General features: G+C 63.9%; 17 protein-coding genes and 1 pseudogene. 8 read left to right on the top strand and 10 right to left on the bottom strand.

The window, feature by feature from the left end; translation table 11 throughout:
• Window positions 1-92: 92 nt before the first annotated feature.
• The gene (locus ACLLJI_RS11295) at window positions 93-764 is read right to left on the bottom strand and encodes a DNA-3-methyladenine glycosylase I (protein WP_434612329.1); all 672 of its coding nucleotides are present in this window, start codon (window positions 762-764) and stop codon (window positions 93-95) included.
• 321 nt (window positions 765-1,085) lie between these two features.
• Window positions 1,086-1,649, bottom strand: a complete 564-nt coding sequence (locus ACLLJI_RS11300) for a dihydrofolate reductase family protein (RefSeq protein ID WP_434612331.1) — start codon at window positions 1,647-1,649, stop codon at window positions 1,086-1,088.
• Between the two features lie 163 nt (window positions 1,650-1,812).
• On the opposite strand from ACLLJI_RS11300, the gene ACLLJI_RS11305 reads away from it, so the two are divergent.
• Window positions 1,813-2,529: an SOS response-associated peptidase gene (locus tag ACLLJI_RS11305; RefSeq protein WP_283559391.1), complete on the top strand. Its 717-nt coding sequence runs from the start codon at window positions 1,813-1,815 to the stop codon at window positions 2,527-2,529.
• A 509-nt stretch (window positions 2,530-3,038) separates the two neighbouring features.
• Here the strand turns inward: ACLLJI_RS11305 and ACLLJI_RS11310 are convergent.
• A complete protein-coding gene (locus ACLLJI_RS11310; protein ID WP_434612334.1) occupies window positions 3,039-3,296 on the bottom strand; it encodes a hypothetical protein in 258 nt (85 codons plus the stop codon).
• Between the two features lie 450 nt (window positions 3,297-3,746).
• Between ACLLJI_RS11310 and ACLLJI_RS11315 the strand changes: the two genes are divergently transcribed.
• From ACLLJI_RS11315 to ACLLJI_RS11325, 3 genes are all read left to right on the top strand, one after another.
• Window positions 3,747-4,004 (top strand): mycoredoxin, encoded by a 258-nt coding sequence (locus tag ACLLJI_RS11315; protein ID WP_283559320.1) that lies wholly within the window; start codon window positions 3,747-3,749, stop codon window positions 4,002-4,004.
• 252 nt (window positions 4,005-4,256) lie between these two features.
• Window positions 4,257-5,342, top strand: coding sequence for an S-(hydroxymethyl)mycothiol dehydrogenase (locus ACLLJI_RS11320; RefSeq protein ID WP_434612336.1), 1,086 nt, complete (start codon window positions 4,257-4,259; stop codon window positions 5,340-5,342).
• Window positions 5,342-5,971, top strand: coding sequence for an MBL fold metallo-hydrolase (locus ACLLJI_RS11325; protein WP_434612338.1), 630 nt, complete (start codon window positions 5,342-5,344; stop codon window positions 5,969-5,971). The genes ACLLJI_RS11320 and ACLLJI_RS11325 overlap by 1 nt, the downstream gene beginning before the upstream one ends.
• 88 nt (window positions 5,972-6,059) lie before the next feature.
• Here the strand turns inward: ACLLJI_RS11325 and ACLLJI_RS11330 are convergent, their stop codons facing one another.
• The 6 genes from ACLLJI_RS11330 to ACLLJI_RS11355 form a co-directional block, all read right to left on the bottom strand.
• On the bottom strand, window positions 6,060-6,815 hold the full coding sequence (locus ACLLJI_RS11330; protein WP_434612340.1) for a lipoate--protein ligase family protein: 756 nt from the start codon (window positions 6,813-6,815) through the stop codon (window positions 6,060-6,062).
• Window positions 6,816-7,640 carry a thioesterase family protein gene (locus tag ACLLJI_RS11335; RefSeq protein WP_434621465.1) on the bottom strand — a complete coding sequence of 275 codons (825 nt, stop codon included), beginning with the start codon at window positions 7,638-7,640 and terminating at the stop codon, window positions 6,816-6,818. It lies immediately after the preceding gene.
• A gap of 381 nt (window positions 7,641-8,021) precedes the next feature.
• A complete protein-coding gene (locus ACLLJI_RS11340; RefSeq protein ID WP_434612342.1) occupies window positions 8,022-8,381 on the bottom strand; it encodes an SPW repeat domain-containing protein in 360 nt (119 codons plus the stop codon).
• A 145-nt stretch (window positions 8,382-8,526) separates the two neighbouring features.
• On the bottom strand, window positions 8,527-8,769 hold the full coding sequence (locus ACLLJI_RS11345; protein WP_434612344.1) for a DUF898 family protein: 243 nt from the start codon (window positions 8,767-8,769) through the stop codon (window positions 8,527-8,529).
• A gap of 23 nt (window positions 8,770-8,792) precedes the next feature.
• Window positions 8,793-9,467, bottom strand: a complete 675-nt coding sequence (locus tag ACLLJI_RS11350) for a DUF4352 domain-containing protein (RefSeq protein WP_434612346.1) — start codon at window positions 9,465-9,467, stop codon at window positions 8,793-8,795.
• A gap of 79 nt (window positions 9,468-9,546) precedes the next feature.
• Window positions 9,547-10,038 (bottom strand): hypothetical protein, encoded by a 492-nt coding sequence (locus ACLLJI_RS11355; RefSeq protein WP_434612348.1) that lies wholly within the window; start codon window positions 10,036-10,038, stop codon window positions 9,547-9,549.
• A 253-nt stretch (window positions 10,039-10,291) separates the two neighbouring features.
• Here ACLLJI_RS11355 and ACLLJI_RS11360 point away from each other — a divergent pair, with 253 nt between their 5' ends.
• From ACLLJI_RS11360 to ACLLJI_RS11375, 4 genes are all read left to right on the top strand, one after another.
• The gene (locus ACLLJI_RS11360; RefSeq protein WP_434612350.1) at window positions 10,292-10,723 is read left to right on the top strand and encodes a hypothetical protein; all 432 of its coding nucleotides are present in this window, start codon (window positions 10,292-10,294) and stop codon (window positions 10,721-10,723) included.
• 30 nt (window positions 10,724-10,753) lie between these two features.
• Window positions 10,754-11,011 (top strand): hypothetical protein, encoded by a 258-nt coding sequence (locus ACLLJI_RS11365; protein WP_434612352.1) that lies wholly within the window; start codon window positions 10,754-10,756, stop codon window positions 11,009-11,011.
• Between the two features lie 216 nt (window positions 11,012-11,227).
• Window positions 11,228-11,689, top strand: a complete 462-nt coding sequence (locus tag ACLLJI_RS11370) for a DUF2243 domain-containing protein (RefSeq protein WP_434612354.1) — start codon at window positions 11,228-11,230, stop codon at window positions 11,687-11,689.
• Between the two features lie 68 nt (window positions 11,690-11,757).
• Window positions 11,758-12,054: a cytochrome c oxidase assembly protein gene (locus ACLLJI_RS11375; protein ID WP_434612356.1), complete on the top strand. Its 297-nt coding sequence runs from the start codon at window positions 11,758-11,760 to the stop codon at window positions 12,052-12,054.
• Between the two features lie 34 nt (window positions 12,055-12,088).
• Here ACLLJI_RS11375 and ACLLJI_RS11380 read toward each other — a convergent pair.
• Window positions 12,089-12,436 (bottom strand): annotated as a pseudogene (locus tag ACLLJI_RS11380) (SDR family NAD(P)-dependent oxidoreductase); the annotation flags it as partial.
• Window position 12,437 lies beyond the last annotated feature (1 nt).

The following is a 12,437-nucleotide window of genomic DNA, read 5'->3' on the forward strand; positions in this document are numbered from 1 at the left end:
AGCCTTGCAACCGTGGGTCCATCCAACACGGTGCGAGGTAGCCGCCGGCCCCACCGCGAACGGCGGGGTGGACACGAGGTCGACGACGCTGCTCAGGTGTGCGGCCATACTCCTGAGCTGCTCCGGCGGTGGCTGTCCAACAAGTGGGTGTCGAGGATTCCGATGGCTTCCATCAGTGCGTACATGGTGGTCGGGCCTACGAAGGCGAATCCTTTCTTCCGCAGTGCCTTGGACAGGGCCACCGACTCGGGACTGCGCGTCGGGATGTCTCCGAGGCTAAGCGGCGCCGGTGTTGCTGCCGGTTGGAAGGACCACACAAAGTTCACCAGTCCACCGTCTCCACGCAACGCGATGGTGGCCTTCGCGTTCGTGATCGCGGCCCGGACCTTGAGCTTGTTGCGGACGATGCCGGCATCACCGAGCAGCCGCTCGACATCGGCCTCGGTGTACGCTGCGACGGTTTCCGGGTGGAACTCAGCGAAGGCGCGGCGGAAGGCCGGACGCTTACGCAGGATCGTGGCCCAGGACAGGCCAGCCTGGAATGCCTCCAGGCTGATGCGCTCGTAGATCCCCTGCTCGTCACGGACCGGCATGCCCCATTCCGTATCGTAGTACTCCCGCAGCATCGGATCGACGGCAGCCCAGGCCGGGCGCGCCAGCCCGTCCTCCCCGACCACCACAGCATTGACGGACCGGGGGCCAGGCGTGATGGTACCGGGGCCTCCTTCAACGGTGATCGAGGACAGCTCGGGGGTCGTGGTCATCAATATACTTTCCATCGAGGGGTCTGCCTTTTGTCCGGGTCTGGGTGCTGCCTACCGACAGCAGCTCGTGCCGCCGATACTCAGCGGATTACACCGGCCCGCCGCCGGTTTCGTCCTTGTCCTGATGCATCCCCATTTTAGCGGTGTGATTACCGGGTGAGGCGGTGGGCCCCCTTCAGCCATGATGCGGCAGTGGCATGCCAGCCGACGCCGTCCAAGCGGTTCCGAGCTCGGCATCAATGACTCGATCCGGGACCACTGGTCATCAGTCAAAACTGCAGTACGAGACATACCGGCTACGCGGACATTAGGAAACACGCCCTATCTTTTCGGCTCATACCGCATCGCCACCGCCCCCGAGCCGAACTCCAGCCGGCTCACGAGCCTCAAATCGACATGCCTCGATAGCCCCGCGAACAACGTCGGCCCGTGGCCCGCGAGCCTGGGCTGCACCACGAACTCGTACTCATCGATCAATCCCAGCTCCGCCAGCGCCTGCGGAAGCTTCACGCCGCCCACGAACAGTCCCTTACCCGGCTCTCGCTTGAGCTGCTGAACGGCCTTTCCCAGATCCCCGCGCACGAGCTCCGCGTTCCAATCGACCCGGTCCAGGGTGCTCGACACGACGTACTTCTTTGCCGCGTCGATCGTCCGGGCGAACGGTTCCATCCAATCGGGCCTCGCTCCCGTCGGCGCCGCTCCCGTCGGCGCCGGCGCCCGCCACGCTGCCTCCATCATCTCGTAAGTCACACGGCCAAAGAGGAGGGCATCGGCCTGGACGAGGTTCTCGACCGCATGACGATGCAGGTCTTCGTCCGCGACCATCGCACGATGATCGCAGCACCCATCCAATGTGACGTTGATGGAATACCTAAGGGGTCGCATTACGCAAGCGTACCGATGGGGCAGTGAGCGTGCACACCACGATCAACCGTGCCCCATCAGCACGCGACGGACCTTCCCCGCGACACGGGGGGCTTTGTCGAGCCATCACACTCTGGCTGAGCGCATTTGGAGACACGCCGTAGCGCTGCCCCATAATGAATACATGTGTGGCAGATACGTTATGGCGCGCAGCACCGGAGACCTTGTTGCATCCTTCGATGTCGCAGAGTCCTCCGTAGGGAACATTCGGCCGTCCTACAACATCGCACCGACCGACGAGGTCCCCCTCGTCATCGCGCGCAAGCCGTCCGGAGCTAATGAACTATCCCGGAAGCTGACCACCGCGCGTTGGGGCCTCGTCCCTTCATGGTCGAAAGACTCCAAATCGGGTGCGCGCCTCATCAACGCCCGGATGGAAACTGTGACCGAAAAACCGTCGTTCCGCCAAGCCGCCGCCAAGAGGCGGGGGCTACTGATTGCCGATGGGTACTTTGAATGGCAGAAGACCCCGGACGGAAAAATACCGACCTACCTACACGGTAAAGACGAAGAAATTCTCGCCTTCGCCGGACTCTTTGAATATTGGCCCGATCCGGCGCTGCCAGACGATCATCCGGACAAGTGGCTGCGGACATGCACAATCATCACTACGGCCGCGGCGGACTCACTTGGCCATATTCACGACAGGACACCGCTGATCGTTCCACCCGATCTCTACGCCGATTGGCTGGATCCGGCAACTACCAATGCGGCTGAAGTGGACCACCTGCTTGACGCGATTCCCGAACCTAGGCTGGTGCCCCGTGTTGTCAGCACCGAAGTTAACAGCGTTCGAAATAACGGACCCCATCTGATCGCAACAGCTCCCGGCATCGACTGAGCGGATGGACTCCGCGAGGAGCAGACAGCGTGAGGACACCGGAATCTTGGTGAGTTGTGAACTGGCCGTAGACATTCTCATGGGCTTTACTTTGGGCGCGCTTTTGCCATGCATGTATCTCCGAACGGGCGCCCCGTTGATCAACCGCGCCGTGACCGCCGGGCAGCGAGTGTTCGACCTAAGCTGCGGACTGGGTATGCGGGCGACCAGACCAGCCAAGGCTCAGCCTGAGGCGGGGTCGGCCCGGTCATGTTGACCGCGCTCGGCCGCATACGCCTCCGTGTTTCCGCTGTGGCCACGTCCCTGGCGATCTTGGAATACACGGGAAACCGGTCCGCGGGGTGATTCGCGAGGCTGCGGCTCGGCCCGAATTCCCGGCGGCAAGGGCGCCGTCCACGAGCACGAGCGCGGGGCCTGAGCCAACCATTTCGTAGGCGATCGCCGTCGCGTCTGCAGACTGGACCGTTTGGGAATCGTCATGGCGCTGTCCTCTCTCCTGCTGTCCCGGCTCATGCTTCCACCCCCGCGAGGACGGCGTCGAGCTTAATGAACGACTCGTTCCAGCCGTCACGGTTCATATCGCGGAGCCGTGGTGTGAAGGGGCCCTGCTGCAGGGTGATGCGGGTCTTCCCGCCGTGATCGTGGAACTGAAGGCGCAGGATCTCGTTGTCGAGGAATCCTTCTCTCGCGTCATCGCACTCTGATATGGCGAGGGCTTCATCCAGATGGTCGAAGCTGCCGTTCCAGAAGCGGCGAAACTTTTCCATGTACTCGGTCGCCTCCCTGAGGGGCCCTGCTTCGAGATGGCTGAAGCGGGCGGTTGCGGCCCGGCTCGGCGAGTTTGGCGACGTTGGCGTCACCTTGGCTGAGCCGGGAGGATGGCACGCCTGGTCGGGTCCGCAAAAGCCGCAAAGACGTTCGTGAGCTGATCTTCCACAATATAACCATGTCGTTCTAGAAGCGAATAGTTACAGACTACTGTGTGATTGAGGCCGTCAAGAGGGAGGGGTGAGTGAGCGGTGATGCCTGCGAACTTGGCGGGAGGTGTGCACGGACGACGGCGGCCGTCCCGCTTGGGCGCGTCGGGTGCGGTGCCGGAGCGCCGCTGCGGAATATCAGCGGCCCCCGCTAACGTTGAAATCATGGACCATGCGGTCCGCACGCCGGCGAAGGCATCACCGCCAAGCACGCGTTCAAAAAAAACCCGAGGAGCACCCGTGGACTACACGCCCGAAACCGGCACCATTACGATGTTTTCAACGTCCTGGTGTGGATACTGCCGCCGGCTCAAGAGCCAGCTGGAGGCTCAGGGAATCGGCTATACCGAAATCAACATCGAGGATGTTCCCGGCACCGCTGAATTGGTCGAGAAGCTCAACGGCGGCAACCAGACTGTCCCTACCGTCATCTTCCCGGACGGGTCCTCGGCCACCAACCCGTCGCTGCGCGACGTGCAGACCAAGCTGGCCGCCTGAGCCAACAAGGTTTCCCGCCGGCTGTCCCGCCGGCTGCGCCGCAGAAGCCACATGAAGCCGCATGAAACCGTGCGACGCCGGTCGGACGGCCGCCGCTGACCTCCCGTTGACGGCGGTTATCCGTCCCTGCGACTCATTCCGGCAGGAATCGGCCCAGAGTGGACAACGAGGGCCGGACAGGCTGTGATAGACAGACACAAGACAGAGCGGGCAGCCGCCTGCTGATTTCCCAGCTGAAGGAGAGAGCTCATAGTGGTGCATAAAGTTCAGGGCGTTGTTGCGCTGACCAAGGGAGCCCCTGTCACACTGGAAACCATTCTGGTACCCGACCCGGGCCCCGGCGAAGCCCTGGTGGATATCATCACCAGCGGCGTCTGCCATACGGATTTGCATTACAAGCTCGGCGGAATCAGCGACGATTTCCCCTTCCTCTTAGGTCATGAGGCCACCGGCGTCGTCAACGCCGTGGGGCCGGATGTCACCGAAGTCGCCCCGGGCGACCGCGTGATTCTGAACTGGCGGGCCGTCTGCGGCGAATGCCGCGCGTGCAAGCGGGGCCAGGCCCAGTATTGCTTCAATACGCATAACGCTACCCAGAAGATGACCCTTGAAGACGGTACCGAGCTGACACCGGCCCTGGGAATCGGAGCATTTGCCGAAAAAACCCTGGTCGCCGCCGGTCAGTGCACCAAGGTCGACCCGGAAGCCGATCCTGCCGCCGTCGGCCTGCTCGGCTGCGGCGTCATGGCCGGGCTCGGTGCCGCCATCAACACCGGCGGAGTAAAGCGCGGCGACTCTGTGGCCGTGATCGGCTGCGGCGGCGTCGGCTCCGCAGCCATCGCCGGCGCGGCACTGGCCGGCGCCACCACAATCATTGCCGTGGACATCGATCAGAAAATGCTTGACCGCGCCGCCACCATTGGTGCCACCAACACGGTCAACTCGTCCGCGGCGGATCCCATCGAGGCCATCCGCGCCCTCACCGGCGGCTTCGGCGCAGACGTGGTGATTGACGCCGTCGGCCGTCCGGAAACCTACACCCAGGCGTTCTACGCCCGCGACCTCGCCGGGACCGTGGTGCTGGTGGGTGTGCCCTCGCCGGAGATGACGCTGGAACTGCCGCTGCTGGACGTCTTTGGCCGCGGTGGGTCGCTCAAATCATCGTGGTATGGCGACTGCCTGCCGTCCCGGGACTTCCCGATGCTGGTCAGCCTCTACCGTCAGGGCCGGCTGGATCTGGACGCCTTCGTCACGGAGCGGATCGGCATCGGCCAGATCGAGGAAGCCTTCGACAAGATGCGTGAGGGCACCGTGCTGCGTTCGGTGGTGGAGCTCTGATGGGCCTGCGGATTGAGCGGCTGATCACCTCGGGCACTTTTTCGCTCGACGGCGGCACCTGGGATGTGGACAACAATGTCTGGATCGTGGGCGATGATCAGGAGTGCGTCATCATCGACGCCCCCCACGACGCCCAGGCGATCATTGACCAGCTCGACGGCCGCCGGGTCAAGGCGCTGCTGCTGACGCACGCCCATAATGACCACATCGGTGCGGCGGAGCGGCTGGCCGAAGACGCCCGCGCCCCGATTTACCTGCACCCCGCTGACCGGATGCTCTGGGACGCCGTGTATCCCGGCTTCGGCCCCGGCCACGAAGTCCACGACGGCGACACCTTCGACGTCGCCGGCGCCACCCTCACGGCCCTGCACACTCCGGGCCATTCCCCCGGCTCGGTCTGCTATTACCTGCCTGCCGAGGGCACCGTATTCACCGGCGATACGCTTTTCAACGGCGGGCCGGGGGCCACAGGACGTTCCTTCAGCGATTTTCCCATCATCATCGAGTCCATCCGGAGTAAGCTGTTCGTCCTTCCCGCGGAGACCGTAGTCCGGACCGGGCACGGGGATTCGACGACGGTGGGCGCGGAATCTCCTGCCCTGCAGGACTGGATCGACCGCGGCCAGTAGGCGGCCACCTTGGGCACAGATGGGGTACGGCGGTCGTCAATGTGCGGTCTGAGTTGAAGCGGTTTAAGTACGACGGCGGCCGGGCGGGTCAGTTGATGACGTTCAGTTCCGTGCGGGCGGCGTAGACGCCCAGCACGGCCGCCGCAACGTCGTCGACCGTCAGTCCATGCACAAGGTCCGCCGCGCCGCCGGCCGTCAGTGGATTCCAGTCCAGCCCGAGCGCACCGTAACAGTCCGTCAGCACCGAGCGCAGCGGGGCGGAATTCTCCACCACGATGACCGAGCTGAACAGCCAGGCGCCCGACACGACGCGCTGCGCGGTGCCCACCAGCTTGATCCGCCCGTCCCAGGACCCGTCGCCAAGGTCTGTTCCCGCGGCACCCCGACCGAATACCGTGTACTCCCCTGGGCAGTATTCCCGGGGAATCTCCCCCACACCGGCGTCCACACCTAGGTTCTGCAGCGCCTCGGCAAAAAGATCCCCGAAGTACCTGAACCGCGGCTTCGCGTGCACCATTGCGTCCGGCAGCGGCTCAATATGGTCCACAATCAGGCAGCCCGGGTGGTAGGCCGCAGCCCGGCCACCCGCCTTGCGGATCAAGGGTTCGAATCCCTGAGCCGCCGCCGCAGCGCCGGCAGCGGCAAAACCGGGAAGGTTGGCATCGCGTTGCCCGAAGGCCATCGTTGGCTTTGGACGGTACAGCCGCAGCGTGGGGCCGATCTCCCCCGCCCGCGCCGCCGCCAGCAGGCTTAGTCCGTGGTCAAGATCCGCCGCAGCACCGAGGGAGGTCTCCTGCCGCAGCACGGAAAGGGCAGGGGCCATGCTCACCAGATCAGCGCTCATTCAGGCTGCCGGAAGCTGACGTACCGTGAGGATCTGGGATGCCACGCCGAACGGTCCGTGCGCGTCATTGAGCACGGAATTCGTCACCCCGATCCCGTCGGTCCCAAACGTCACGCTGGTGTCCAGTCCCAGCCATTCCCCCACCGGCTCCCGATGCAGGTGGATGGACAGATCCACGTTCGGGAACATGTAGCTGCCCGGCCCGGGAGGAACGCGGGAGGCGATGCCGTTGGCGGTGTCCACCAAGCCCATCAACCGCACCAGGTCGGTCGTCGGCTCCCCCTCAACCATTGGATACGGGCTGCGGACCCACACCTGACCGCGTCCGGGGCGGTGACCGGGGACCACCTTGGCCTTTAGGGAGGCAATGTAGCCGCCGGGCCACTGATCGAGGTCGTGCCACGAGCCGGCCTCTTCCACCCCCGGCATCGCCTCGTCCTCAACGGCGGCGACGTCTGCAGTCTCACCGCGCTGAAGCCGCCAGGCGGTGGCGCGGACGGCCACCCGCTCATCGGCGATCAGCTCGGCCTGCAGCAACTCGATGGTCCTGCCGGGCCGTATCACCTTGGTCTCAATCCGGAACTTCCCGGCTGGAATGATGCCCAGAATATCGAAGCTGATCCGGGCCATCCGCAGCTCGGGTCGCGGCTGGTGAAGCTCCAGCCCACGGGTCATGATCCCCGAAACGGGCGCCATGTGCTGCTCGTGCGGGTTCCAGGCGCCCTGCGTATGGATGCTGGATTCGTAACTGCCATCGCCCAAGGACCGGTAAAAATAGTCCTGCCGTTCAGATCCGGACGGCACGTCGCCGGGCTCCCTGAACATGACCGATCCGTCGGCGCCGGTTTTCTCACTCTGCATGCCAAAGACTCTACCTGCACCATGCCCGCCCCTTTGATTAGGACCCTCTGATTCGGGGCGGCGGCTCTGGAATTGCCGCCTAGCTTAGGTAAACCCTGCGGCCGGTCAAATTCCAGCATTCTTGGGGCGGCAAATCGGCGTTAACATGACGGGCACCGTCAATACGGCCCTCATCGTCGGTCCATGACGTCATCGCAGCTGTGTCCTGGCTCTTGGTGCAACAGCATCAGTTTCAGATGAGGCCACACATCGTGCCCCTCAGCATAGGAGACCCATCCGTATTGGTGTAGGGCAAACGAATCGGGGGTAGCCGTAACGGCTACCCCCGATTTGCGTTGCGTTCGATTAGTGCAAAGGCACTGTCCGGTGGTGGTGCTCAGCCGTACTCGGCTTGATGGCCGCCGCGGTAACGATGACCCCGATGGCGCCGGCAATCCAGGACGTCCAGGCCGCGCCCGACGCTCCGGTGTAGGAACCGATCCAGGGGGAGATAAACAGCAGCGCGGCCACAACGGCTTGTGCCCACTCCATGGCCTGCATCCCCGGCATCGCCAGATTCACCAGTCCTGCGATTACCAGCAGGCCGCCGAAGATGATCATCAACGTCACGGAGGCTCCAGCATGAGTCGTCCACATCGTTGCGAGGACCGCGTACAGACCGACCACGATGGCAACCCAATCCTGCCAGCGCGTCCATTTCTTCATTAGAACCCATCTCCTTGAGACTTGGCTCCCGGGTGTGGGAGTCTCGACAGGTCCAGCTCCAAACAGGGGCCGGGCTCCACTTCCAGTCAACTCCTCAGCGGGCCGGCTGTCCAGTGGTTTTTCCACCCCGGCTCCACCACCGGACTTAGGCATAAACGGTTTTTTCGACCTTCCACTGCATCAGCCGCGGATACACCCAGAAGGTATAGACACCGAGGGTGATCACGCTCAGCAAGAGCCACTTGATCCAGTGGCCGAAGATGCCCATGCCGGTCCCCACGAAGCGCAGCTGCCGGCCATGCAGGTATGTATTAGTCGCCCGCCAGCGCTCTACCAGAACGACGGCGAACGGGTAGCAAATACCGAGGGTACAGACCGTAATCAGCACCCCGAGAAGCTGAGTGCCTGGCGCTATTGGTCGATCTGCACGCGTGCCGCCTCTTGCATCAGCGGATCCGAGATCATCACTGTCGCCGTGCCCGGGGCAATGTCAAAGGCCACCGAGCCTCGGGCTTTATCGCCCGGAAGTACGTCGCCGGCTCCCAAAGGGTTCGCCACGAAGAGACTCTGATCCGCCTTGCGGCCTTCGGCGTCCTTGGCGGAGACATAGAACGGGTTGGAGCTTGTTTTCCCCTTCTCCGTCTCCCACAGGATGTCCAGGACGAGGAATCCGCCGTTCTTGGCGGGCACGGAGAAGGCTGGGTCGCCCACACTCTCCGTTCGCGTGGCGGAGACGATGGTGATCTTGGCGGTATTGCCGTTGCGCATGTTGACGGTGAAGGGCGTCCCGACGGTCGGGGTGGCGGGAGTCGCTGCCGGCGCCGCCGCGGGTTTGGCTGCCGGACCGGCGGCGGGTTTGGTTTCCGCTGCTGCCGCCGGTTTGGCCTGCGCTGCTGCCGCGGCAGCCGCATCGGGCTTTGCCGTGGCGCCGGAGCAGGAGCTCAGCGTGAGGCCGAGCAGGAGCACGGCCGCGGGAACCAGGAGGGTCCGGCAACGGATCGCCGTGCGGGCCGGTGGCTTCTGCGGAAGTAACTTCTGCTGCGGTGCGGCGGACGAATAGGAGAGGTGGTGAAGTGTGGAGCGCATGGTGTGCCTTTCATAGGTCAAACGTGGCTGAAGAAGTTGCCGAAGAATCAGTGGAGCAAGTGTGAATTGGCGTTCGTGGTTACTGCTTTTCCCAGCTACCGCAGCGGCTGGCCTTGAAGTCCTGGCCGGCGGCTAGCAGAACGCTGGGCCTGCCCCCGCCCGGGATGTCATTCTCGATGATCTGGCTGCCGTTGCTTCCGCTCTGGTAGATCCCCCAGTAACATCCGGACTGCACGGCGGCGGCCCGGTACGTCCCCGGCTCAATATCCGTGCCGACAACCCAGGTTCCGTCCCGGATAGTATTGGCGACCTTTTGCTTTTCGGCCCCCGCGACGGCGTCTTCACGCCTCTTCACGGCAACCTGGGCATCCCTGAGGGCTGCTTGGCCCGCCCCGACAACAGTTTCCCGGGCCGTGACTTTGGCCTCGCGGTCGGGAACACCCTTCAGCAGGGCGCTGTACAGGGCGTTGACTCGTCCGTGATCGGCCCGCGCCGAATCCCGGTCCTGCTCAACGGCGGACTTTTCCTTATCCAGCGAAAGGTAGGCTACGCTGGTTTTCGGATCAGGCATCGTAGACCCCGCGGCTGCGCCGCCGGCGAGCAAAAGCATGGCCACCGCAACGCCTGCGGTCCATTTGACTTTCCCCTGTCCCGGCTCTTTGCCGCCCTGGTGCTCCTTAATGTCCGAGGCGGGCGATACGCTGCTGCCACAACTGACGTTCGGAAATCTGCGGGTCAGGGATGCGGGAGCCTTGGAGGCGGCACAGTGAAAAGCAACGAGCGAAGGACGGCAACAAAGAAGATGAAGAGAGGGACGCGGGCCCTTGGTTCCCTTCGACGCCTGCGCGTTCCACGATGCCGGAATGGTATCCGGATCTGTTGGCCTCTGTCGTGGAACGGGTCGCGGCTGTCCGCCGTCGCGCCGTAGCGGCCGCCAATCAAGAACTGGTTGCCACTTACTGGGCCATCGGTCGAGACTGCTGGAGCATCAGATCGACATTCGGCTGCACGAGTGCTCAGGTAAAGCCATCACCAACTTCAAGGCGACCCTGCCGCCGTCGGACTCCGACTTGGTCCAGCAACTGACCAAGGATCCCTACGTCTTCGACTTTGTCTCGATGACTGACCAGCACAATGAGCGCGATCTTGAAGCTCAGCTGGTGATCGGAGTGGATGAATTCTTTTGCCGATCTGCTCTTCTACGACTTCAGGCTTCGCCGGTTCGTCGTCGTCGAGCTCAAGGCCACCAAGTTTGATCCCGGTACCTGGGCCAGTTGGGCATGTACATGTCGGCGGTGGAGGACCTTCTGGCACACGCCGAGGACCAACCAGCCATCGGTCTGCTGCTGTGCAAGTCGACGAACAATGTGGTGGCCGAATACGCGCTTCGCGGCTTCTCTGCACTTTTCAAGTGCGAAGGAATGCGTCGCCTAATTTCGTTGGGTCTCCGGGGCGGCTCTAGTCCATGTCTCAGGGAACTACTGTCGGCACCGAGCATTCAGCGATCCGCCACTGTGGACAGTTTGGAGCTGGCCTGCGGGTGATGTTCAGAACCTGGCGTTATCCCAGCTGCTCGACTAACCCGTGCCATCGGGTCGATGTCCTTGACGCTGTCCCCCGGATGGTGGGAGCGTCGAGACATGACGTGTGGTCGCGCTGGTCGGTCACGGAACCGATGAAGGAAGCGAGAGGTCGGATTGAGCAACAGTAGACTGGGAGGACGCGTTGCGAGGAACTCGGGGACTAGGGAGCAGGCGCAGATGTCGGGGCGGACGGTGCTCTCCGGGGTGCTGTTCGGCATCGGGGTCGCCGGCTTTATTGATGAGACGGTGTTCCACCAACTGCTGCACTGGCACCACTTCTACGACAAATCCACCCCGGAGGTAAGCCTGGTTTCGGACGGGCTCTTCCACGCGTTCGGCTGGTTCGCCGCGATTGCGGCCCTGTTCCTCTTCGCCGATATCCGCCGCCGCGGGGGCCTGCGGATGGCCCGCTGGTGGGGGGCCGTGCTGGTCGGTGCCGGCGGGTTCCAGCTCTACGACGGGACGATCCAGCACAAGCTCCTCGGCCTGCACCAGATCCGCTACGACGTGAACCTGCTGCCCTATGACCTGACGTGGAACATCCTGGCCTGCATCATGATCGCCATCGGCATTGTTCTGCTCGTGCTTACCCGTCCGGCTCACCTGACCCGCCCGGCCCCGACGCCAGCCGGTGGATGACCACGGCGGGATGGCAGCCCGCCACGCCGTGCCGACGGAGATCCTGACCCCTGCTGCCGTTCGCGTTCATGGCCGACGCGTACCTGATCGCGGTCGCCTCAACCCGCCAGCGCGGGACTGGCCGGTATGCAGGACGGTGCTGGCTGGCCGGGACCGTCGCGGCGGCCGCCGCCGTGACCGGGCCCCTGGCAGAGGACGCGCATACCGAATTCACGGCTCACATGGCCGGGCACCTGCTCGTCGGCATGATCGCCCCGCTGCTGCTGGTCTCCGCGGCACCGGTATCCCTGGCACTGGCCTGCTCCTGGCGCACCGAGGTGGTGGTGATGATCGCCCCCCGCCTCCGGTCTGCTTGCGGTGGTTGATCAAGTGCTTGCAGCAGATCAGCTGGCCGATGAGGTTGCTGCGCATCGTGGCCTCGAAGTCGGCGATCTCCAGATCTGCGACGTAGGTTCCCGAGGCATCGACGCTGGCGTTGTTCATGAGAATGTAGATCCGTCCGAACGCCTCGAGCGCCGTCCGGAACCACTCCCGGACCGTGGCCTCGTCGCCGTGATCACCGTGGACCACGATCGCCCGGCGTCCCTGTGCCTCGACCTGTTCCCTGGTGGCGTTGGCCCCGTCCGTGTCCTCCAGGTAGTGCACGACTACGTCGGCGCCCTCTTTCGCGAACTCGATTGCTGCGGCCTGCCCGATGCCGGAGTCTGATCCGGTGATGAGGGCGATCTTGTCGGTGAGCTTTCCCATG

Origin of the sequence: Arthrobacter sp. A5, assembly GCF_051131705.1 — a bacterium.
Taxonomy (GTDB): Bacteria; Actinomycetota; Actinomycetes; order Actinomycetales; family Micrococcaceae; genus Arthrobacter_M.